The 240-nt window shown below is 51.7% G+C and carries 1 protein-coding gene; it reads right to left on the bottom strand.

The annotated features are described in order from the left end of the window. On the bottom strand, window positions 1–149 hold a 149-nt coding region (locus FJ988_RS30680; RefSeq protein ID WP_140823071.1), incomplete at its 3' end, for an SDR family NAD(P)-dependent oxidoreductase. Window positions 150–240 lie beyond the last annotated feature (91 nt).

Genomic DNA, 240 nt, shown 5'->3' with positions numbered 1-240 from the left:
GCTTGTGCCTTGTCGACAGAGGAGGAATAAGTAAACGCGACCGCTGCACCTTCATCTGCAAACCGGCGGACAATCGCTTCGCCGATACCGCGGGAACCGCCGGTGACCAGGGCGACTTTATGGTTGAAGCGAGGGGTGTGAACTGTCATGGGGGAGGCCTGAGGTTTAGTGGATTAAATAATCCACTAAACCGTACCAGCCTGGAAATACTTAGCCAAGCTGTTTTTGGATTAATTAATC

This window comes from Mesorhizobium sp. CU3 (assembly GCF_006442965.1).
In the GTDB taxonomy this organism is placed as follows: Bacteria; Pseudomonadota; Alphaproteobacteria; order Rhizobiales; family Rhizobiaceae; genus Mesorhizobium.
Note: the sequence above shows the minus strand (reverse complement) of the source record. Positions and strands in the feature narration are given on the sequence as shown.